The sequence below is a fragment of the Catenuloplanes sp. NPDC051500 genome (genome assembly GCF_044454585.1).
Classification (GTDB): Bacteria; Actinomycetota; Actinomycetes; order Mycobacteriales; family Micromonosporaceae; genus Catenuloplanes.
On sequence record NZ_JBITDX010000045.1, the window covers coordinates 1 to 20,512 of the forward strand.

Genomic DNA, 20,512 nt, shown 5'->3' on the forward strand with positions numbered 1-20,512 from the left:
TGGACCGCCACCACCGAATCGATCCTCGCAAAAGTCCGACGTGGACGCGTCGCCCTCCAACAAACGACTACTCAAAACTGAGACAGAACACTAGAAGGGGAGCGGGAGCGCCTCACCTCGGTGATGAGCTTGTCTAGCTGGAGTGCACAAGCGGGGTGTGGGCGCGAGTGTGACTGGGACCGGGTGGAAGGGGCTAGTCCACGGGGAGGCGGTAGCCGCGTTTTACTACGGTTTGTATGACTCCGGGGGTGCCTAGGCCGGCTCGGAGGCGGGCCACTGCCATCTCGACGGCGTGTTCGTCGGCGCCTCGGGGGAGAGTGCGCAGCAGGGCGGCGCGGGAGAGGACCCGGCCGGGGGTGGAAGCGAGTGCCCGTAGGACTGCCATGGGGGCGGGAGCGAGGGGCTTCAGCTCGCCGTCGATGACTGCGGCGTGTCCTCGGAGGGTCAGTACGTGACCGGCGATTTTGAGGTTCACGGCGCGCTGGGGGAGTTCGTCGACAAGTGTTCGCACCATTGCGCCCAGGCGTGCCCGGGCCGGTGCGAGCACCGGTATCCCGTGCCGGCGGAGCGGGGCCGCGGTAACCGGCCCTACGCAGGCCGCCAGTACGTCACCGCGGAGGGCCTCAAGGACGGAGTCGGTGGAGGGGCCCGCGGCGCGCAGGAGCGCGCTGACGGCGGGGGCGGACGTGAACGTGACGGCGTCCACCAGGCGGCCCGAGATGAGATCGACCAGGCGGTGCAGTGGGGCAGGGTCGGTCGGCGGTGCCCAGCGGTACACGGGCACCTCGATGACGCGGGCGCCGGCGGCCTCCAGGGCGTCGGAGCACTCCGGTTGCCGGTCGCCGTGCAGCTGCATGGCGACGGTCTTGCCGGCGACCCCGTAGGCCTTGAGGTGGGCGACGACCTCCTCGCAGCTCTCCGAGTCGGGGGACCACTGGTCCTGGAGTCCGGCGGCGCGGATGGCACCTCGAGCCTTGGGGCCGCGGGCGACCATGTAGGCGCCGGAGAGCACCGCGCGCAGCGGCTCACCCAGGCCCCATCCCTCGGCGGCCTCCAGCCACCCCCGCATGCCGATGCCGGTGTTCGCCATCACTATGTCGGGCGGTGTCTCAAGGCATGCGCGGGTTGCGGCGCGGAGCTCGGTGTCGTCGGCGATCGGGACGATGCGGAGGGCGGGTGCGAGCACGATCCGGGCGCCGCGCCGTTCCAGCAGGGAGGCGAGCTCGTCCCTGCGGCGGTCTGCGGTGACCCCGATCGTGAAGCCGCTGAGCTCGTCAGACATCTCTGGAGAGGGTCACGGGCGGCACTCCCATGGTCGTCGTCCGGCGGCGGCGGGAGGAACGTGCGGGAAGGCGAGGAGCCGCGGCGGGTTCGGCCGGTCCACCGACGGGCACGCGACGAATGCGCCGTCCTCGGCGTTGACCCGCTCCCACGTCACGCCTGCGCGTATCGACCGTGCCTCCGCCCGGACCGCGCCACGGCTCCTCTGTGCCGGCGGGGCGGTTCGGCAGAGAACCGCGCTCGCCGGGTGCCGAACCGGGGAACCGGCTCGGCGTCACCACCAGGTCCGTCCTCAAGCCTGGTGGTGGCTCGGCATGGAAGGCCAGCGCGCGGCGAGCCGGGGATGATGACACCCCGTCATGCCGCGTGTACGCCATTGCGCCTGCCATGTCGGAAGAGTGCCGGGGGGCGGTTTCGCTCGGGCGTCTTGATTGTTTTCAGCCTGTTAAGAGCCGCTCACGCCGCCGGATGCCCGCCGGACGGGTGCCCGGACCACGCGTTTTGACCCTGAGGCAGGACAGCGGGTAAAGTTGCCTGCTGTTGTGCGATGGCTGCGATATGCCAGTCACGTATCCGTTCACCACCCCCTGGTCCGGCCCTATTTTTCCCGGCCTTTGCGCTGAGATCCTGGCCGGGCGCAGAGCTTCTCCGTCCCGCTGTGACGTGGAAAAGAAGGTCGGGGTAATCTGGTGTTTCGCGTGCGTGCTCTGTATCGACGCCCAGCGCGCGAAACAGACCGACGACGAGACAAGGTAGACCTGTGCGTACGTACAGCCCGAAGCCGGGTGAAATCGAGCGTCAGTGGCACGTCATCGACGCGTCTGACGTCGTGCTGGGCCGACTGGCCACCCACACCGCGACTCTGCTCCGCGGCAAGCACAAGCCGACTTTCGCGCCGCACGTCGACATGGGCGACTTTGTCGTGATCATCAACGCGGGCAAGGTTGCGCTGACCGGCAACAAGCGGCAGACCAAGGTGGCGTACCGCCACTCCGGGTACCCGGGCGGTCTCAAGCAGATCGGCTACGACGAGCTGCTGACCAAGCGTCCCGATCGCGCGATCGAGCTCGCGGTCAAGGGCATGCTGCCCCACAACAAGCTCGGCCGTCAGCTCATCAAGAAGCTGAAGGTCTACGCCGGCGCTGAGCACCCGCACTCGGCGCAGCAGCCGGTCCCGTTCGAGATCACCCAGGTCGCGCAGTAGTAGCGCAGGCGAGAGAAGAAGCATGACTGACATCGACGAGCAGACGCCTGCCGCTGACGCGCCGGCGCCCGACACCGACTCCGACACCACCGCGGTGGCCGTCGCCGAGTCCGACGCCCCTGAGGTCGAGGCCCCCGAGGCCGAGACCGCTGAGGCCACCGACGCCGAGGTCGAGGCGCACGAGGCTGAGGTGACCGAGGACGCGGACGCGACCGACGTGGCCGAGATCGCCACCGGCACCGCGACCGCGACGCTTACCCGCGTGCCGCGCGGCGAGCGCCCGATCCAGACCGTTGGCCGCCGCAAGCAGGCCATCGTCCGGGTGCGCCTGGTTCCCGGCACCGGCAAGGTCACCTGCAACGGCCGTGACATCGAGGCGTACTTCCCCAGCAAGGTGCACCAGCAGCTCATCCGTGAGCCGCTGGTGACCACTGAGAAGACCGAGATGTTCGACGTCGTGGCGAACCTGCGTGGCGGTGGCATCACCGGCCAGGCCGGCGCGCTGCGTCTCGGCATCGCCCGGGCCCTCATCACCAACGATGTGGACGACCGTCCGGCCCTGAAGAAGGCCGGCTTCCTGACTCGGGACGCCCGCGTCAAGGAGAGCAAGAAGTACGGTCTCAAGAAGGCCCGCAAGGCACCGCAGTACTCGAAGCGCTGACCTTGTCTGTCTGACGCTGACGGCCAGGCAAACCGCCTCCGGGTGGTTCGCCTGGCCGTTTGCTGTTGTACGAAGTCTCCCCGCAGAAATTCCGCACGGCCGGACGGCTGGCTCCAAAGCCGCACGGCCGTCGCAACCCCGCCGGATCATGAGCAGTGGATGCGGCGGGTCGACGGCGTACCACCGACATCAGGCGAGGGAAGGACAGCAATGGGGCGGCTTTTTGGCACCGACGGCGTTCGTGGCAGGGCCAACGCGGATCTGACGCCCGAGTTGGCGATGTCCGTCGCCGTCGCGGCCGCGCACGTGCTGGCCGAGTCGGACCGCAGCCACCCGCCGCTGGCGATCGTCGGACGTGATCCGCGGGCCAGCGGCGAGATGCTTGAGGCAGCGGTGGTCGCGGGCCTGGCCAGCGCCGGCGCGACAGTGCTGCGGGTGGGCGTGCTGCCGACGCCGGGCGTGGCGTACCTGGTCGGCGAGACCAAGGCCGACTTCGGTGTGATGGTCTCCGCCTCGCACAACCCGATGCCTGACAACGGCATCAAGCTCTTCGCGGCCGGCGGGCACAAGCTCCCCGACGACATCGAGGCGAAGATCGAAGCAGCGATCGAGTCGAACAACGGCGGCTGGACCCGGCCGGTCGGTGCCGCGATCGGCCGCGTGCACGACCTGCTGGACGGCATCGAGCACTACGTGAAGCACCTCATCGCGTCCACGCCGCACCCGCTGACCGGCATCAAGGTCGTGGTCGACTGCGCGAACGGCGCGACCTCCGAGGTGGCCCCGGTCGCGTTCGAGGAGGCCGGCGCCGAGGTGATCGTGATCCACGCGGAGCCGGACGGGCTGAACATCAACGAGGAGTGTGGCGCGACACACCTGGAGAGCCTGCAGGCCGCGGTGGTCGAGCACGGCGCGCACCTGGGTGTGGCGCTGGACGGCGACGCGGACCGCTGCCTGGCCGTCTCCGCTGACGGTGCGGTCGTCGACGGCGACGAGATCATGGGCATTCTCGCGCTGGCGATGCGGGAGGCCGGCAGGCTTACCAACAACACACTCGTCGCGACCGTGATGAGCAACCTGGGCCTGCGGATCGCGATGCGCGAGGCCGGCATCACGCTTGTGGAGACGAAGGTCGGCGACCGGTACGTGCTTGACGAGCTGCGCGCGTCGAACCTGGCGCTCGGCGGTGAGCAGAGCGGCCACGTGGTGATGCCCGCGCACGCGACCACCGGGGACGGCACGCTTACCGGCCTGCACCTGATGGCGCGTCTGGCGTCCACCGGCAAGACGCTTGCCGAGCTGGCGTCCGTGATGACGAAGCTTCCGCAGGTCCTGATCAACGTGCCGGTCTCGGACCGGGCCGCTGTCGCGGTGGCGCCGGCGGTCAAGGCCGCGGTGACCGAGGCCGAGGCGGAGTTGGGCGACACCGGGCGGGTGCTGCTGCGGCCGTCCGGCACGGAGCAGCTGGTCCGGGTGATGGTCGAGGCGGCTACCGCGGAGATCGCGGAGCGGGTGGCGGAGCGCGTCGCGGACGTGGTGCGCACCGTCTGATAGGCGACATGCGACGGAGGGCTGCGACCGGAATGGTCGTGGCCCTCCTTTTTTGTCGCTTCTGAGACGGCGCTGGGTGCTCGTAGCACGCCGGAGCGTGTCGTATGAGCGCCGGGTCCGCTGTTCGGCCAGGGTGACGCGGCGCCGCGGCTTCCTAGGCTCGTGGCGTCCGGCCAGAAAGGCCCTGATGCCTCTATCGGCCGAGAAGTCGCCCGCGAAAGGAAAAATCAGCAGATGTTACGAAAGGAGCGCGCGCAGGTCTTCGTCGACGTGACCGGCCGGCGCAAACGGATGATGACTGTGGCCGGCGCGGTGGTGGCGACGTTCTCGATCGTCTACATCGCGGTGATCGGCGCCAGCGTGGTCGAGGCGTCGGACACCGCGGGCCTCTCCACCCGGGCGACGATGATCAAGCGCTGAACTCGTCGAACAGCCGGGTGAACTCGAACTCCGACTGCGCGATCCCGCTGCACGACGGGCTCACCGTGCCGGAGCAGCCGTCGTTGTCCCGGTTCACCGACCAGAATCGGACGAAGCCCAGCCCGCGCTCGGACGCGTACGCCAGCACCGCCCGTGCATCCGCGAGCGTGGTGACCGGCCCGGTGTCGTTGACCCCGATCATCGGCGTGACGCCGAGCATCGCGTGCAGCGCCGCCTGATCCCGGTCCGGCCAGACCGAGGCCAGGTCCGCCGCCACCGCCGCCACGGCCGCGGTCATCGCCTCGCCCCAGCCCGCGCCGTCCGGGTCGAAGTTCATGGTCATCGCGTTGACGGACAGGTCCAGGCCGGCCGCGCGAGCGCTCCGCAGCAGCGTGAGTGTGTCGTCCGTCAGCCCTTGCGATGCGCCGGCCACCGGGACGGTAAGCGTGATCCGGGTGCCGCGTTCCCGCTGCAGATCGGCCAGCGCGCCGGTGACGGTGTCCGGCGCGATCGACTGTTCGATGTCCACGTCCAGGTCGTTGCTGCCGGCCGCGTCAAGCGCCGTCCGGTACGCCGCCGTCAGTTGCGGGCGGGAGCAGACCTTCTCCAGGTACGTGCCGGTGGCGCCGCCTGTCGACACGGTCACCTCGCCGCCAAGCCGCGCGATCTCGTCAAGGTCCGCCTGCACCGGCGGTGCGTTCAGCGGGAGCGTGCCGCCCCAGGTGGGTGTGCAGCCGCCGGACTTGTCCGCGGTGACGAACGCGAGCGTGAAATCGGTCTGGCCGGACTCACGGACCGCCTCGCCGATGTCGAGAGAACCGCTGGCGATGTCGATATAAGGCGCTACCCGTAACGCCGGCCGAGAATTGTCCGGCGCCGGTGCGGAGGTGCAGGAGGCGACGAGGAAAACGATCGGCAGAAATGCGGCTTTCCGGAACACCAATGCACTATGCCACTGTGCGGTCGCGCTTTTCTCCCCGTACCCCCGAATGATTGTGATTGTGAAACCGGTCACATCTGTTAAGGATGGGGCGGTTGTGACCGAGCGGGGGTCAGTGAGGGTTCGCGGGTTTCTGCTCGTGGTCGTGCTCGGTCTGTTCGCCAGCATTCTCCTGGTCAACGGCGTGGTGACGGGCGAGTTCGCGCAGGACGGCGCGAGCGAGTCGACTGAGGCGGTCGGCGGGGTGCCGCGTGCGGTGCTTGACGGCGGGCTAATCATCTCGGTGGACGGGGTGGGGGCGGACACGCTCACTCCGCCGGAGAAACAGATCGTGCTCACCTTCGACGACGGACCTGATCCGACGTATACGAAAGAGATTCTGGGCATTCTCGCGAAACATGAGGTGCCCGCGGTGTTCTTCATGATCGGGTCGCAGATCAGTTCGCATCCCGGGATCGTGCGGGACGTCCGGAACGCGGGACACGAGATCGGAATCCACACGTTCACCCATCCGGATCTCGCCGGGCAGACCGGGTGGCGCCGGCAGGTCGAGGCGCGTGAGACACAGTTCGCGCTGGCCGGCGCCGCGGGCGTGTCGAGCGTGCTGTTCCGGCCGCCCTACTCGTCCACCGCTGCCGCGTTCGACGACAGGAACTGGCCTGTGGTCGCGGAGGCGGGTGACCACGGCTACCTGACAGTGGTCAACACGCTTGACAGCCGCGACTGGGAGCGGGACGTCACGCTTACCGACATCCGGCGCGCGGTCATGCCTGCGAACGGTGCGGGTGCGATCGTGCTCTTCCACGACGGCGGCGGCGACCGGTCCCGGACCGCGGCCGCGCTTGACGCGGTGATCCCGGACCTGAAGCGCGCCGGTTACACGTTCACCACGATCGCGGCGCTTACCGGCATGTCCACTGTCAATCCGAGCGCCACCGTGTCCGAGCGCGCGCTCGGACTCGGCCTGGTGGGCGTGGTCCAGGTGGCGCGCACGGTGACCGTCTGGTTCGCGGTGCTGCTGCTGGTCTTCGGCGCGCTGACGCTGGCCCGGCTCGTGGTGCTGCTTGTGCTGGCCCGGCGGCACGCGCGCCGGGCGCCGTGGGGCGCGGACTACGACCGGACGGTCACGGTGATCGTGCCTGCCTACAACGAGAAGGAATGCATCGAGGACACGCTCGGCTCCCTGGTCGCCGGCGTGCACCCGGTCGAGATCATCGTGGTCGACGACGGCTCCACCGACGGCACCGCGGACATCGCGGACGCGCTCGGCCACCCGAACGTGACTGTGCTCCGCCAGCCGAACGCGGGCAAGGCCGCGGCGCTCAACACCGGCATCGCGCACGCCGGCACGGACGTCGTGGTGATGATGGACGGCGACACGGTCTTCGAGATCGACACCGTGAGCCGCCTGGTGCAGCCGTTCGCGGACCCGGCGGTCGGCGCGGTCGCGGGCAACGCGAAGGTGGCGAACCGCAGCGGCATGATCGCGATGTGGCAGCACCTCGAGTACGTGGTCGGGTTCAGCATCGACCGCCGCGCCTACGACGTCATGCACTGCATGGCCACGGTCCCCGGCGCGGTCGGCGCGTTCCGCCGGGAGGCGCTCCGGCAGGTCGACGGCCTCTCCGACGACACGCTCGCGGAGGACACCGACCTGACCATCGCGGTGATCCGGGCCGGCTGGCGGGTGGTCTACGAGGACCGGGCGCGCGCCTGGACCGAGGCGCCGTCCACCATGCCGGAGCTGTGGCGGCAGCGGTACCGGTGGAGCTACGGCACCATGCAGGCGATGTGGAAGCACCGGCGCGCGCTGATCGAGTCCGGCGCGGGCGGGCGGTTCGGGCGGCGCGGGCTGCTCAACCTGACGCTGTTCCAGACGCTGCTGCCGCTACTCTCGCCGCTGATCGACGTGTACCTGCTCTACGGCCTGATCTTCCTGAACCCGGTGCACACGGTGGTGGCCTGGCTCGGCGTGCTTGCCGTGCAGTTCCTCAGCACTGTCTACGCGTTCCGCCTGGACGGCGAGTCGCCGCGCCCGCTCTGGCGCCTGCCGCTGCAGCAGTTCGTCTACCGGCAGCTGATGTACCTGGTGCTGATCCAGGCGGTGGTGGCGGCGCTGGGCGGCATCCGGCTGGGCTGGCAGAAGCTGCGCCGGACCGGTGGGCTGAACGCGCTGATGGGGGCGCGGCTGCCCACCGGGTCGGCCGCGACTACAGCCCGGCCAGGCGTGTGACCGCCTCGTCGATCACGGACTCCCGCTTGCAGAACGCGAACCGGACAAGCGTGCGGGCCGGCTCCTGGTTGTCGTAGAACACCTGGGTGGGGATGGCCGCGACGCCGACGCGTTCCGGTAGCTCGCGGCAGAACCCGATCCCATCCTCAGATGACTTACCGGAGATATCGGCTGTGACGAAATACGTGCCCTCCGACGGCAGCACCCGCAGGCCGGCCGCCGCCAGACCCGCCGACAGTTGATCACGCCGCGCCTGCAACCCGGCCCGGAAATCGGAGTAGTACGCGGAGGGCAGGTCCAGCGCCACCGCGATCGCCGGCTGGAACGGCCCGCCGTTCACATACGTCAGGAACTGCTTCACCCTGGTCACCGCGCTGATCAACGCGCGCGGCCCGCTCACCCAGCCGATCTTCCACCCGGTGCAGGAGAACGTCTTCCCGGCCGAGGAGATGCGCAGCGTCCGCTCCCGCATCCCGTCAAGCGTGGCGAGCGGAATGTGCTGTTCCCCGCTGTCCGTGAAGACCAGGTGCTCGTAGACCTCGTCCGTGACCGCGTAGACGTCGTGCTCGCGGCACAGCTCCGCGATCAGCTCCAGCTCGGCCCGGGTGAAGACCTTGCCGGTCGGGTTGTGCGGCGAGTTGAGCAGCACCAGCCGGGTCCGGCCGGAGAAGGCCGCGCGCAGCTGCTCCGGGTCGAAGGTGAAACGCTCACCGGGCATCAGCGTGACCGGGCGGCGCACCGCCCCGGCCAGCGCGATCGAGGCGGCGTACGAGTCGTAGAACGGTTCGAAGCAGACCACCTCGTCGCCCGGCTCGCACAACGCCATGATCGTCGCCGCGATCGCCTCGGTCGCGCCCGCCGTGATCAGGATCTCGCCGTCCGGGTCGTACTCCAGGTTCCAGAACCGCTGCTGGTGACGGGAGACCGCGGCGCGCAGCTCCGGAATGCCAGGGCCCGGCGGGTACTGGTTCCGGCCGCCGCGAAGCGCCGCCTCCGCCGCGGCAAGCATCTCCGGCGGCCCGTCCGTGTCCGGGAAGCCCTGGCCGAGGTTGACCGCGCCCGTCCGGACCGCCAGCGCGGACATCTCCGCGAAGATCGTGGTGCCGAACGGGCGCATGCGCGCTACCAGTGGATCTGTCACCCGACTACGAAACCACGACGATCTGCGCGCAGGAAGCGGTCGTGGTGGTGCCGGTGGCGCTGCGCTTCGTGACCTCCTTGCCGTCAAGCAGGATCCGGCAGGTCAGCTCCGCGCTTGTGGTGCCGAAGCGGATGCCTGTCACGTTCAGCAGCGGCGTCTCGGTGCCGAGCGTGAACTCCTTCCGCCAGGGCAGCTCGGCGACGCCCTCCACTGTCGGCCGGCCCGCCTGGGTGAAGGTGATCGCCGCGCTGCCCTCGCCGGTCACCTCGTAGACGACTGTGGCGTCCGCGTCCGCCGGGATGGCCACGCTCGACGGGATCAGGTCCTCAGGCAGCCCCGGCAGGCCGGTGGGCAGTGGGAACGGGTCGTCGGTCCGCGGCGCGCGGGTCGGCTCCGGGCTCTCCGTCTCCACCGGCGGGGTGGGATCGGGAGTGGTCGAGACCGCGTCCCGTGCCTGGTTGAGCACCAGCACGCCGGCCACTGCCGTGCCCACGCAGAGCAGGATCACGGCCGCCACGATGACCGCGATGATCGGCGTCAACGAGCGCGGCGGACGGGCCTGCGGCGGCGCGGACGTCTGCTGGTACGGCTGGTAGCCCCAGCTCGCGGTCGGCGGGGGCGCCGGTGGCGCGTACGACACCTGTTGCTCGGGCGCTCCCTCCGGCGGGCGGGCCCACGGGTTGGACGGCTGCTGCTCGGGGGACGGCGGGTTCGGCTCAGTCATGGCCTCGGGGCTCCAGGTGGGCGGAGTGGTACACCGTCTCCCAGCTTGCCCTATTCCGGCAATCGGCTTACCGACAGGTATCGGGTCTGTTCTGTCCGTATAGGTCCGGCATAAATCCCTCAATCGCGCAATGGGTGTGAGTGAATGACCGGACTTCGCGCACGCATCCTGAGCGAAACTCCGCTACGCTGCTCCCATGTGCGGAATCGTGGGTTACGTCGGCAACCGGCCGGCACTGAGCATCGTGTTGGACGGGCTGCGGCGTCTCGAGTACCGCGGCTACGACTCGGCGGGCGTTGCCATCGTCGGCGACGACACCCTGCTGACCGAGAAGAAGGCGGGCAAGCTCGCCAACCTGGAGAAGGCGCTGGCCGAGGGCCCGGAGACCGGCATCGCGACCGGCACCACAGGCATCGGCCACACCCGCTGGGCCACCCACGGCGGCCCGACCGACCGCAACGCACACCCGCACGTCGGGCAGGGTGGGCGCGTCGCCGTCATCCACAACGGCATCATCGAGAACTTCGCTCGCCTCCGTGCCGAGCTTGAGGCGCTCGGCATCGAGTTCAGCAGCGACACCGACACCGAGGTGGCCGCCCACCTGCTCGCGCTTGAGCTCGACGTGGTGCGAGACGAGGGCGGTGAGGGCCCGCAGGCGCTCGCCGAGGCACTCCGCCGCGTCTCCCGCCGGCTGGAGGGCGCGTTCACGCTGCTCGCCGTCGACACCGCGATCCCCGGTGCGGTCGCCGGCGCCCGCCGCAACTCGCCGCTCGTCGTCGGCCGCGGCAACGGCGAGCACTACCTGGCCAGCGACGTCTCCGCGTTCATCGAGCACACCCGCGAGGCGGTCGAGCTGGGCCAGGACCAGGTCGTTCTGATCACGCCGGAGGGCATCGAGATCACCGGCTTCGACGGCACGCCGGTCGAGGGCCGCCCGTTCCACATCGACTGGGACGCATCAGCCGCCGAGAAGGGCGGCTACGACTACTTCATGCTCAAGGAGATCGCCGAGCAGCCCCAGGCGGTGGCGGACACGCTGCTCGGCCGGCTCACCGAGACCGGCGAGATCGTGCTCGACGAGGTCCGCCTCACCGAGCAGGACCTGCGCGACGTCGACAAGATCTTCATCGTGGCGTGCGGCACGGCGTACCACTCCGGCCTGGTCGCGAAGTACGCCATCGAGCACTGGACCCGCATCCCGTGCGAGGTCGAGACCGCGAGCGAGTTCCGCTACCGCGACCCGGTCCTGGACCGCTCCACGCTTGTCATCGCGATCTCCCAGTCCGGTGAGACGATGGACACGCTGATGGCGCTCCGGCACGCCAAGGAGCAGAAGGCGCGCGTCCTGGCCATCTGCAACACCAACGGCTCCACAATCCCGCGCGAGTCCGACGCGGTGCTCTACACGCACGGCGGGCCCGAGGTCGCGGTCGCCTCCACCAAGGCGTTCCTCACCCAGCTCGTCGCCTGCTACCTGATCGGCCTGCACCTCGCGCAGGTCCGCGGCATCAAGTACGCGGACGAGGTCGGCGCGGTCGTCGGCCAGCTCCAGGAGATGCCGGACAAGCTGCGTACCGTGCTGGAGTCGATGGAGCCGGTCCGCAAGCTCGCCCGCGACCTCGCCTCGGCGCAGCAGGTGCTGTTCATCGGGCGGCACGTCGGCTACCCGGTGGCGCTTGAGGGTGCGCTCAAGCTCAAGGAGCTTGCGTACATGCACGCGGAGGGCTTCGCCGCCGGCGAGCTCAAGCACGGCCCGATCGCGCTGATCGAGGCGGGCACGCCTGTCGTCTGCATCGTCCCGTCCCCGGCCGGCCGCGGCGTCCTGCACGACAAGATCGTGTCGAATATCCAGGAGGTCCGGGCCCGCGGCGCACGCACGATCGTGATCGCGGAAGAGGGCGACGACGCGGTCGTGCCCTACGCCGACGAGCTGATCCGGGTGCCGCGCACGCCCACGCTGCTGGCCCCGCTTGTCACCACGATCCCGCTCCAGGTCCTCTCCTGCGAGATCGCCAGCTCCCGCGGCCACGACGTCGACCAGCCGCGCAACCTGGCCAAGTCGGTCACGGTCGAGTAAGCACCGCACCGTCGGGGCCGGTCCGCGAGGACCGGCCCCTCCTCAATTCAAGAGCCAATTCCGGGCCGTCTTCCCGCTTCCGCGGTGGTCCGGCCCGCACGCTCCCGCGGGCCGCCGGTGCCGTGGGTGGTCAGGCTCAGACCAGAACGGCCGTGGACGCGCCGGCCGATCGCGGTGCGGGCCGTGTTTTTCGGTGACCACCGCGAGGCCGGCAGGGAGGCCCCTTGGGGCCGACCGGTGCCCGCGGGAGCGTGCGGGCCGCCACCACCGCGGAAGCGGGAAAACGTCTGTGACCTGGTCTGTGCCTTTTTGCGCTCAGTTGGTGATCGTGGCGACCGCCTCGGGCAGGGCCGCGGCCACGTCCGGCGCGGTCACCGGTCCCCGTTCCGCCGCGATCCGCCCCGCGAGTCCGTGCAGGTAGGCGGCCGTGACCGCGGCCCGGACGGCGGGCAGGCCGGCGGCGAGCAGCGACGCGAGCAGCCCGGCCAGTACGTCGCCGGTGCCGCCGGTCGAGAGCGCGGGGGAGCCGGTCGGGTTGACCCACGTCTCACCGTCCGGCGCGGCCACGATCGTCCGGTCGCCCTTGAGCAGCACCACCGCGTTCATCGAGGTGGCGAGCCGGTGCGCGGCCGCGGCCCGGTCCGGGCCCGGCTCACCTGCAAGCCGGGCGAACTCCCGGTCGTGCGGCGTGAGGACGAGCGGCGCCGCCCGGTCGCGCAGCCGGTCCGCCGAGGAGCCGTCGACAAGCATGCCGAGCGCATCCGCGTCGAGCACCACCGGCAGATCTGTCGCGAGCACGGCGCTCAGCGCGGCACGTGCGTCCGCGTCGGTGCCGATGCCGGAGCCGCAGAGCCAGGCCTGCACCCGGCCGGCGTCCGCGACCGAGTCGGCGGCGACGACTGACGGATGGCGCTGCAGCACCTCGGCCCGGGCGGTGCCGGCGTAGCGGACCATGCCGGTCGGGCCGGCCAGCGCACCGGCCGTGGACAGCACCGCGGCGCCGGGGTACGTGTGCGAGCCGGTGGCGATGCCGACCACACCCCTGTTGTACTTCTCCGAGCCCGCGTGCAGCCGCGGCCACCAGCCCGCGAGGTCGGCGGCGTCCGGGACGCGCAGCGCCGGCGCGGCGGGCAGGCTGATTCCGATGTCGACCAGGTCCACCTGCCCGGCCAGCGGCGCGGCCGGCCCGGCGACGTGCGCGGGCTTCAGACAGCCGAACGTGACTGTGACGTCCGCGCGGACCGCGGCGCCCTCGACCGCGCCGGTGTCCACGTCGACGCCGCTCGGCACGTCGACCGCGACCATGATCGGGCGGGGAGTGCGGGCACGCAGCGCCTCGACGATCGACACGGCCGGTTCACGGAGGCCGCCGGTGGCGCCGATGCCGACGATCCCGTCGACGACCAGCTCGGCGTCGATCGTCTCGGACCAGGCCGTGCGAACCCGGCCGCCGCTGCGGCGAAGGTCGGCCAGCCCTTCCCGATGCGCACGGTCGGGGCTCAGCAGCAGCGCGGTGACCCGGGCGCCGCGCCGGGCGAGCAGCGCGCCCGCGTAGAGCGCGTCGCCACCGTTGTTCCCGGCGCCCACCAGCAGCAGCACCGGGGCGCCGTAGACCCGGTCCAGCAGCAGCGCACACCGGCGGGCGAGCCCGGCCGCGGCGCGCTGCATGAGCGTGCCGTCCGGGAGCTCACGCAACAGCGTTTCCTCGGCCGCCCGTACGTCGGCGACCCGCCACACGCCCCGCATTCGTGCTCCTCCTGGATCAGGACTCGGCTACCACCATCGCGGAGGCGATGCCGCCGTCGTGGGAAAGGGAGAGGTGCCACCGGGTGATGCCGCACTCGTCGGCCGCTGCCGCGACCGAGCCGGAGACGGTCAGCCAGGGGCGGCCCGACGCGTCGGAGACCACTTCGCAGTCGTGCCAGCGCAGGCCGGAGGGGGCGCCGAGCGCCTTCGCGACCGCCTCCTTCGCGGCGAACCTGGCCGCCAGCGACTCGGGCGGCCGCGGATTGCCGGAGGAGGTGTGCCGCTCGGCGTCGGTGAACAGGCGGTCCGCGAGCTGCGGTGTCCGTTCCAGCGCGCGGACGAACCGCTCGACGAGCACCACGTCCATGCCGACGGAGACGATCACCTCATCAGCCTAGTCGGCAACCCCTGTGGACAACCGCCGGTACGCGTGGCGGCCGGTTGTCCACAGGGGTTATCTCGTCTGCCGCGGCGATGGCACGGTGATCGGCATGGATGTCATCGATGTCACCACCCCGGCGCTGCGGGCCTGTGCGGATCGGCTCGCGGCCGTGGCCCGGCGCCTGCTCGGCATGCCACCGGGACCGCTGCCGGTCACCGCCCCCGGGTGGGCGTCCGCGACCGCGGTGACCGATCTGGCGGACGCTGCCTGGTCCGCGCTCGACAGGTGCGGCGCCGGGGTGGCCGCCACCGCGACCGCGCTGGGCAGGGCCGCCACCGCCTACGAGACGGCGGACGACGCGGCCGCGGCCCGGTTCCGGCGGGGGCCGGGGCGATGAGCGCGATCACCTATGAGCTGCTCTGGCAGGTGAGCCCACCGGCCTGGCGGCAGTCCGCGGCGGCCTGGCGCGAGCTGGCCGCGTCCGGCGCGCGGCGCGCCCTGGAGCTGGCCTCGGGCGCGGTCGCGCTGGCCACGGCCTGGTCCGGCGCGGGCGCGGATGCGGCGGTCACCCGGCTGCGCCACCTGCGTGACGACCTGGAGGCCGGCCGGCTCGCACAGCTGGAGACCGCGGGCGTGCTGACTGAGTTCGCGGCCGCGACCGAGGCGGCGAAGGCACGGCTGGCCGCGGCCGTGCGCGCGGCGGAGGGGGCAGGGCTGGCGGTGGACAGGTCCGGGCAGGTGGTCGCGGCCGGTCCGGTGCCGGGCCGGCTTGCGGTCGGCGCCGCCTCGCCGGACGGTATGGCCACCCCGACCGGTCTGCCGGAGTCGGCACAGGCCGTGACGGCGGAGATCGAGGCGGCGCTTGCCGCGGCGCTTGCCGCGGACACGGAGGCGGCCATGCGCCTCGGCGAGCTGAGCCGCGCGGCCGCCACCGGGTGGGAGAGCACGCCGCCGGGCTACCGGCCGGGTGCTGAGGCCGCACCGGCTGCGATCCGCGCCTGGTGGGACGCGCTCACCCCGGCGCAGCGCCGCTGGTTGATCCGGCACGAGCCGACGCTGGCCGGCGGCCTGGACGGGCTGCCGGTGGCGGCCCGCGACCTGGCCAACCGCGCGCTGCTCGACCTGGCGCTGGAGGCGGCCCGGCTCGGCCTGCCGGTGGACGGGTTCCGCAGCGGCGGCACGCCCGCCGGGGTGAGTCTCAGCGGTGCGGACCTGCATGGTGGGATGCCGAGCGCCTACGCGCGGGACCCCGCGTTGATCGCGTCGCTTGAGCGGCTGGCCGACCAGGTCTCGCCCGGCACCGACCCGCCGCGATACCTGGTGCGGTTCGACCCGGGGCAGGACGGTCGCGCGGTGGTGGCGATCGGCGATCCGGACCGCAGTGCCGCCGTGCTGACCTACGTGCCGGGCATGACAAGCGATCTGGCCTCGCTCGGCGGTGAGCTGGACCGGGCCGCGCGGGTGGCCGAGCACGCGACCGAGCTGGATCCGGCCCGCCGCACCGCGGCCGTGCTGTGGCTGGACTACGACGCGCCGGACTTCGTGGGCGAGGCCGCCTCCGACGCGCCGGCCGAGCACGCGGCCCCGGCGCTGCACCGCTTCCAGGAAGGGCTGCGGGCCGGGCACGAGGGCGAGCCGGCCCGGCAGACCGTGCTTGGCCACAGCTACGGCTCGCTTGTGGCCGGCGTGACCGCCCGCGATCTCGGGCTCGACGCGGACGGCCTGGTGCTGCTCGCCTCGCCGGGCGCCGGCGTCGCGCACGCGGCCGAGCTGGGGCTGCCCGAGGTGTGGGCGAGCACGTCCTTCTCCGACCCGATCCAGCGCGCGCCGGTCTCGCCGGTCTCCGCGCTGACCGACGCGATGGTCTCGGCCGCGCTGCCGGGCGTGGGGCCGGCGCTCGCCTACGGGCCGCCGGAGGACGGGCTGTGGCACGGGCGCAACCCGGCGGACCCGGCGTTCGGCGCGCGGGTGTTCGCCAGCCAGCCGGACGCGGGCCACCTCGGCTACTGGGACCGCGGTGGGACAGCGTTGGACGCGCTGTCCCGCATCACGCTGGGACCGCCAGGCTGAGCGGCTCGGGGCGTGCTACCCGTGGCTTGCTGACCAGCGGCGTGCTGACCAGCGGCGTGCTGATCAGCGGCGTGCTGATCAGCGGCGTGCTGATCAGGCCGCCGGGGGAAGGGACCAGTCGATCGGCTCGCGGCCGGCGTCCGCAAGCGCCTTGTTGCACGCGCTGAACGGGCGGGTGCCGAGGAAGCCCGCCGGGTTCATCGGGCTGGGGTGGCCGGCCTCCAGCACCACGTGCTGCGGGTTCGTCACCAGGGCCGCCTTCTTCCGGGCGTAACTGCCCCAGAGCATGAAGACCACGCGGCCGTCCAGCTCGTTCACCGCGTTGATTGTGGCGTCGGTGAACTCCTCCCAGCCCTTCTTGGCGTGCGAGGCGGGCTTGGCGGCGCGCACGGTCATCACCGCGTTGAGCAGCAGCACGCCCTGCTCGGCCCAGGGCGTCAGGTCACCGACCTTCGGCATGCCGGCGCCGACGTCGGCCGAGATCTCCTTGAAGACGTTGCGAAGCGACGGCGGCACCCGGTTGCCGGCCCGGACGCTGAAGCTCAGCCCGTGCGCCTGGCCCGCACCGTGGTAGGGGTCCTGGCCGAGGATCAGCACGCGGGTCTGCTCCGGCGGGCACAACCGGTAGGCGGTGAACAGGTCCTCGACCGGCGGGTAGACGGTCTGCGTCTCGTACTCCGCCGCGACGAACTCACCAAGCGCGCGAGTGCGCTCGGCGTCCAGGTGCGGGGCGAGGACGGCCTGCCACGGCTCGGGCAGCCGGGCGACGAGGTCGAGGGACATGCTGACGACTCCTCCACAGGGGATCACGGAACAACGCGGCCCGCACCGTATCCCACGGGTACGACAGGAGAACTACAGCTTCTCCAGGAAGGAGATGAGTGCTGCGTTCACCTCGTCCGCGTGTTCAAGCATGACCACGTGCCCGCTGTCCGGGATCTCGATGAACTCCGCGTTCGGCAGGTGGCGTGCGATCTCACGCGAGTGGGTGACGGGCAGGATCTGGTCCTTGTCGCCCGCGATCACCAGCGTGGGGATCTCCTGCAGCGTGTCAAGCGCCGGGAACCGGTCGTGCGTGTAGATCGTCCGCAGGTATCGGGTGACCGTGTCCGCGGTGGTGTGCGAGTTCATCTTCTCGACGAACGTGACGAGGGCCGGGCTGGGCGCGCTGCCCCCGAAGCCGAACTGGCGGGTGAGCAGCCAGGCCAGGTCGGAGGAGGCGAGCCGGGCCCGGTCGATGACGCCGCCGGTGAGCCGTGTGGTCCGGGCGACCACCGGCAGCAGCGGCGCACCCGCCCGCGCGGCAAGCGACGGGAGGGAGAGCCGGGCCTCCTCCAGCTTGCCGCCGGACGTGGCCATCAGCACCACGCCGGAGACCCGGGAGCGGAGCAGCTCCGGGTACAGGTCGGCGAGCGCCATGATCGTCATGCCGCCCATCGAGTGCCCGATAAGCACGATCGGCCCGGTCGGCACGGTGGCCTGGATGACCGCGTGCAGCGACTCGGCAAGCGCCTCCAGGTGGTACTCGCCGGACTCCAGCTTGCCGGACCGGCCGTGGCCCGGCTGGTCGTAGAAGACCATCCGGTAGTCGCCGCGACGGACCAGTTCCTTGCGCTGGAAGTAGAACGTGCCCATGTCCAGGCAGAAGCCGTGCACGAAGACGAGCGTGGGCTCGTCCTGCAGGTCGGCCTGGGCCGCGCCGGGAAAGTCCGGCTCGACCTCCAGGCCGTCGACCGGGTCGAGCACCTCGATGTGCAGGTCGGTGCCGTCCGGTGCGGAGATCATGAAGGACTCGTCGTAGGGCTGCTCGCCGAACTTCTCGTCCGCCCACGGGTCGATCGTCCCGCGTTTGGTGCGGCGCACGATGGTCCGCTCCGCGGCCACACCGGCGGCGAGCCCGGCAGCGGCGAGCCCGACCACCGCGCCGATGATCCCGGCCCGTTTGCCGACCTTGGGGGTGAAAACCGTCGTGACCAGGGACGATGACGTAGAGCTCATGCCGGATTTCCCTTTCCGGTGCGATGGCGCGATTGGAGGCGCTGAGCCGATGATCATGCGCCGACTTCTGGACGCAGGCCGTCGAAGACGCGGGGCACCCGGGCGCTGCCGAACCGGGCGACGATCTCCCAGCTGATGGTGCCGACCGCGGCGGCCCAGTCCTCCACGGTCGGCTCGCCGTCGTCGCCGGGACCGAAGAGGGTGACAGTGTCGCCGGCCTGCACCGGGTCGTCGCCGCAGTCGATCATGAACTGGTCCATGCAGACGCGGCCGGCGATCGGCCGGACGCGGCCGCCGATCAGCACCGGGCCGCCGTTCGACCCGTGGCGGGGGACGCCGTCCGCGTAACCGATCGGGACGACCGCGATCGTGGTCTCGGCGGGCGTGATGTAGGTGTGCCCGTAGGAGACGCCGGACCCGGCCGGGACCCGCTTGGCGATCATCACCCGGGCGTGCGCGGTCATCGCGGGCCGTAACCCCTCGGTGCGCCCGCCCATCGGCGACAGGCCGTAGATCGCGAGGCCGGGCCGGACCAGGTCGAAGTGGGTGTCCGGGCGGGTGAGCAGCGCGGCCGAGTTCGCGATGTGGCGGTACCGCGGCGTGATGCCGAACCGCCCGGCCACCTCGAGGCCGTGGTGGAACGCCGCGAGCTGCGCGTCGATGCTTGGGTGGCCGGGCGTGTCCGCACAGCCGAAGTGCGACCAGACGCCGACCACGTCGATCAGCCCGTCGGACTGCGCCTTGGCGGCGGCCTCAAGCAGCACCGGCCACTCGTCGGGCGTGGCGCCACCCCGGGTCATCCCCGTGTCGATCTTGAGGTGGACGCGGGCGACGCGCTCGGTGCGCTCGGCGGCGACGATCACCTCGTCAAGCAGGCCGAGCGTGGCGACGCTCAGGTCGATGTCGGCCGCGACCGCGTCGTGCAACGGCAGGCCGGGCGAGATCAGCCAGGCCAGCACCGGTGCGGTCAACCCGGAGTCGCGCAGCGTGATCGCCTCGCCGAGACTTGCGACGCCGAGCCAGGTGGCGCCGCCGTCCAGAGCCGCGCGGGCGGCGGCGACCATGCCGTGCCCGTACCCGTCGCTCTTGACCACCGCCATCACCTCGGCGCTGGTCCCGGCGACGAGGTGGGCCACGTTCGCCCGGATCGCGTCGAGATCGACTCGTACTTCGGCCTGCCACATGGCCCCCAGCCTACTGATCGGTTCGGAGGGCGCGCACCCCTTGTGACGTGGCACTTCCCGAACAGGCACTAGGGTGTCCGGCGATGAGTGACGCGATCCGGCCCCTGCGCTGGTGGCACATCGACGAGCTGCTGCCGATCGAGGCCGATCTGTTCGGCCTGGAGACGTGGTCCGCCGCCATGTTCTGGAACGAGCTGGCGAACGGCCACTACTACCTGGTGTCCCTTGACGACGACGGCGCGGTCGACGGCTATGCCGGACTTGCCATGCAGGACCCGGACGCCTGGGTGCAGAACATCGCGGTCCGCCGCGACCGGCAGCGCCACGGCATCGGCCGCGCCCTGCTTGAGGCGCTGCTCGCCGAGGCGGAACGCCGCGACGCGGACCGGGTGCTGCTTGAGGTCGCGGTGGACAACGTCCCTGCGCAACGCCTCTACGGCAGCTACGGCTTCGACGGCATCGGCATCCGGCGCGGCTACTACCAGCCCAGCAACACGGATGCCCTGATCATGGAGCGGGAGCGCCCCCGCGTGTAGCCTCGGTCAGCATCCCCGGTTGAAAGAGTTTCACCCTCGGGGAGGAGGGGCGGTGCCGGGCGTGATCGTTCGGATGTGGGAGGTCAAGGCCCGTCCCACCGGGCACGCGGAGCTGCTTACCTGGCTGTGCGACGAGGCCGTGCCGTCGATCGAGGTCTACCCGCTGCACATGTCCACCGAGGTCTTTTCGTCCGCGGACAACCGGCTCGTGGTGATCTCGAAGTGGCGCAGCAGCCCGGTCGACCTGCCGGCGCCGCCGGAGCATCTGGTCGCGCGGTCGCCACATACCTGGGAATTCACCCAGGTAGACCGATAATTCCTGGTAAAACGGGTTTCGGCCGGTCTGCGGACCGGTGCGCAGACT

19 protein-coding genes are annotated in these 20,512 nt (G+C 71.2%); 10 read left to right on the plus strand and 9 right to left on the minus strand.

Annotated elements, in window-relative coordinates; translation table 11 throughout:
* Positions 1 to 193: 193 nt before the first annotated feature.
* Entirely contained in the window at positions 194 to 1,282 is a 1,089-nt protein-coding gene (locus ACIA8K_RS40425) for a uroporphyrinogen-III synthase (RefSeq protein WP_396068810.1), read from the minus strand.
* 759 nt (positions 1,283 to 2,041) lie between these two features.
* Between ACIA8K_RS40425 and rplM the strand changes: the two genes are divergently transcribed.
* The 4 genes from rplM to ACIA8K_RS40445 all read left to right on the plus strand — a co-directional run bounded on the left by rplM (position 2,042) and on the right by ACIA8K_RS40445 (position 5,117).
* On the plus strand, positions 2,042 to 2,485 hold the full coding sequence (gene rplM / locus ACIA8K_RS40430) for a 50S ribosomal protein L13 (RefSeq protein ID WP_396068811.1): 444 nt from the start codon (positions 2,042 to 2,044) through the stop codon (positions 2,483 to 2,485).
* 190 nt (positions 2,486 to 2,675) lie between these two features.
* Positions 2,676 to 3,146, plus strand: coding sequence for a 30S ribosomal protein S9 (gene rpsI, locus ACIA8K_RS40435; RefSeq protein ID WP_396068836.1), 471 nt, complete (start codon positions 2,676 to 2,678; stop codon positions 3,144 to 3,146).
* Positions 3,147 to 3,356: 210 nt separating this feature from the next.
* A complete protein-coding gene (gene glmM / locus ACIA8K_RS40440; protein ID WP_396068812.1) occupies positions 3,357 to 4,697 on the plus strand; it encodes a phosphoglucosamine mutase in 1,341 nt (446 codons plus the stop codon).
* A 234-nt stretch (positions 4,698 to 4,931) separates the two neighbouring features.
* Complete coding sequence (locus tag ACIA8K_RS40445; protein ID WP_396068813.1) at positions 4,932 to 5,117, plus strand: hypothetical protein; 186 nt, start codon at positions 4,932 to 4,934, stop codon at positions 5,115 to 5,117.
* Here the strand turns inward: ACIA8K_RS40445 and ACIA8K_RS40450 are convergent.
* Entirely contained in the window at positions 5,107 to 6,057 is a 951-nt protein-coding gene (locus ACIA8K_RS40450) for a glycosyl hydrolase (RefSeq protein ID WP_396068814.1), read from the minus strand. The two genes, ACIA8K_RS40445 and ACIA8K_RS40450, sit on opposite strands and share 11 nt — an antisense overlap.
* 145 nt (positions 6,058 to 6,202) lie before the next feature.
* Here ACIA8K_RS40450 and ACIA8K_RS40455 point away from each other — a divergent pair, with 145 nt between their 5' ends.
* A complete protein-coding gene (locus ACIA8K_RS40455; RefSeq protein WP_396068815.1) occupies positions 6,203 to 8,290 on the plus strand; it encodes a bifunctional polysaccharide deacetylase/glycosyltransferase family 2 protein in 2,088 nt (695 codons plus the stop codon).
* Here the strand turns inward: ACIA8K_RS40455 and ACIA8K_RS40460 are convergent.
* Together ACIA8K_RS40460 and ACIA8K_RS40465 are read right to left on the minus strand one after the other, a co-directional pair.
* Entirely contained in the window at positions 8,268 to 9,407 is a 1,140-nt protein-coding gene (locus tag ACIA8K_RS40460; RefSeq protein ID WP_396068837.1) for a pyridoxal phosphate-dependent aminotransferase, read from the minus strand. The genes ACIA8K_RS40455 and ACIA8K_RS40460 overlap by 23 nt on opposite strands.
* A 28-nt stretch (positions 9,408 to 9,435) precedes the next feature.
* Positions 9,436 to 10,155 carry an MmpS family transport accessory protein gene (locus ACIA8K_RS40465; RefSeq protein ID WP_396068816.1) on the minus strand — a complete coding sequence of 240 codons (720 nt, stop codon included), beginning with the start codon at positions 10,153 to 10,155 and terminating at the stop codon, positions 9,436 to 9,438.
* Positions 10,156 to 10,351: 196 nt separating this feature from the next.
* On the opposite strand from ACIA8K_RS40465, the gene glmS reads away from it, so the two are divergent.
* Positions 10,352 to 12,232, plus strand: coding sequence for a glutamine--fructose-6-phosphate transaminase (isomerizing) (glmS, locus tag ACIA8K_RS40470; RefSeq protein WP_396068817.1), 1,881 nt, complete (start codon positions 10,352 to 10,354; stop codon positions 12,230 to 12,232).
* 315 nt (positions 12,233 to 12,547) lie between these two features.
* Here glmS and ACIA8K_RS40475 read toward each other — a convergent pair whose 3' ends face one another.
* Both ACIA8K_RS40475 and ACIA8K_RS40480 read right to left on the minus strand, forming a co-directional pair.
* Positions 12,548 to 13,978: an NAD(P)H-hydrate dehydratase gene (locus ACIA8K_RS40475; protein WP_396068818.1), complete on the minus strand. Its 1,431-nt coding sequence runs from the start codon at positions 13,976 to 13,978 to the stop codon at positions 12,548 to 12,550.
* Positions 13,979 to 13,994: 16 nt separating this feature from the next.
* On the minus strand, positions 13,995 to 14,363 hold the full coding sequence (locus tag ACIA8K_RS40480) for a holo-ACP synthase (RefSeq protein WP_396068819.1): 369 nt from the start codon (positions 14,361 to 14,363) through the stop codon (positions 13,995 to 13,997).
* A 106-nt stretch (positions 14,364 to 14,469) separates the two neighbouring features.
* Here ACIA8K_RS40480 and ACIA8K_RS40485 point away from each other — a divergent pair, with 106 nt between their 5' ends.
* Both ACIA8K_RS40485 and ACIA8K_RS40490 read left to right on the plus strand, forming a co-directional pair.
* The gene (locus ACIA8K_RS40485; protein ID WP_396068820.1) at positions 14,470 to 14,757 is read left to right on the plus strand and encodes a hypothetical protein; all 288 of its coding nucleotides are present in this window, start codon (positions 14,470 to 14,472) and stop codon (positions 14,755 to 14,757) included.
* The gene (locus tag ACIA8K_RS40490) at positions 14,754 to 16,430 is read left to right on the plus strand and encodes an alpha/beta hydrolase (RefSeq protein ID WP_396068821.1); all 1,677 of its coding nucleotides are present in this window, start codon (positions 14,754 to 14,756) and stop codon (positions 16,428 to 16,430) included. The genes ACIA8K_RS40485 and ACIA8K_RS40490 overlap by 4 nt, the downstream gene beginning before the upstream one ends.
* Before the next feature lie 93 nt (positions 16,431 to 16,523).
* On the opposite strand, the gene ung is transcribed toward ACIA8K_RS40490, so the two are convergent.
* The 3 genes from ung to alr all read right to left on the minus strand — a co-directional run bounded on the left by ung (position 16,524) and on the right by alr (position 19,612).
* Positions 16,524 to 17,213 carry a uracil-DNA glycosylase gene (gene ung, locus ACIA8K_RS40495; protein WP_396068822.1) on the minus strand — a complete coding sequence of 230 codons (690 nt, stop codon included), beginning with the start codon at positions 17,211 to 17,213 and terminating at the stop codon, positions 16,524 to 16,526.
* 72 nt (positions 17,214 to 17,285) lie between these two features.
* The gene (locus ACIA8K_RS40500) at positions 17,286 to 18,428 is read right to left on the minus strand and encodes an alpha/beta fold hydrolase (RefSeq protein WP_396068823.1); all 1,143 of its coding nucleotides are present in this window, start codon (positions 18,426 to 18,428) and stop codon (positions 17,286 to 17,288) included.
* 53 nt (positions 18,429 to 18,481) lie between these two features.
* Positions 18,482 to 19,612, minus strand: coding sequence for an alanine racemase (gene alr / locus ACIA8K_RS40505; RefSeq protein ID WP_396068824.1), 1,131 nt, complete (start codon positions 19,610 to 19,612; stop codon positions 18,482 to 18,484).
* 83 nt (positions 19,613 to 19,695) lie between these two features.
* Here alr and rimI point away from each other — a divergent pair, with 83 nt between their 5' ends.
* Complete coding sequence (rimI, locus tag ACIA8K_RS40510; protein WP_396068825.1) at positions 19,696 to 20,148, plus strand: ribosomal protein S18-alanine N-acetyltransferase; 453 nt, start codon at positions 19,696 to 19,698, stop codon at positions 20,146 to 20,148.
* A 61-nt stretch (positions 20,149 to 20,209) separates the two neighbouring features.
* A complete protein-coding gene (locus tag ACIA8K_RS40515) occupies positions 20,210 to 20,464 on the plus strand; it encodes a hypothetical protein (RefSeq protein ID WP_396068826.1) in 255 nt (84 codons plus the stop codon).
* Positions 20,465 to 20,512 lie beyond the last annotated feature (48 nt).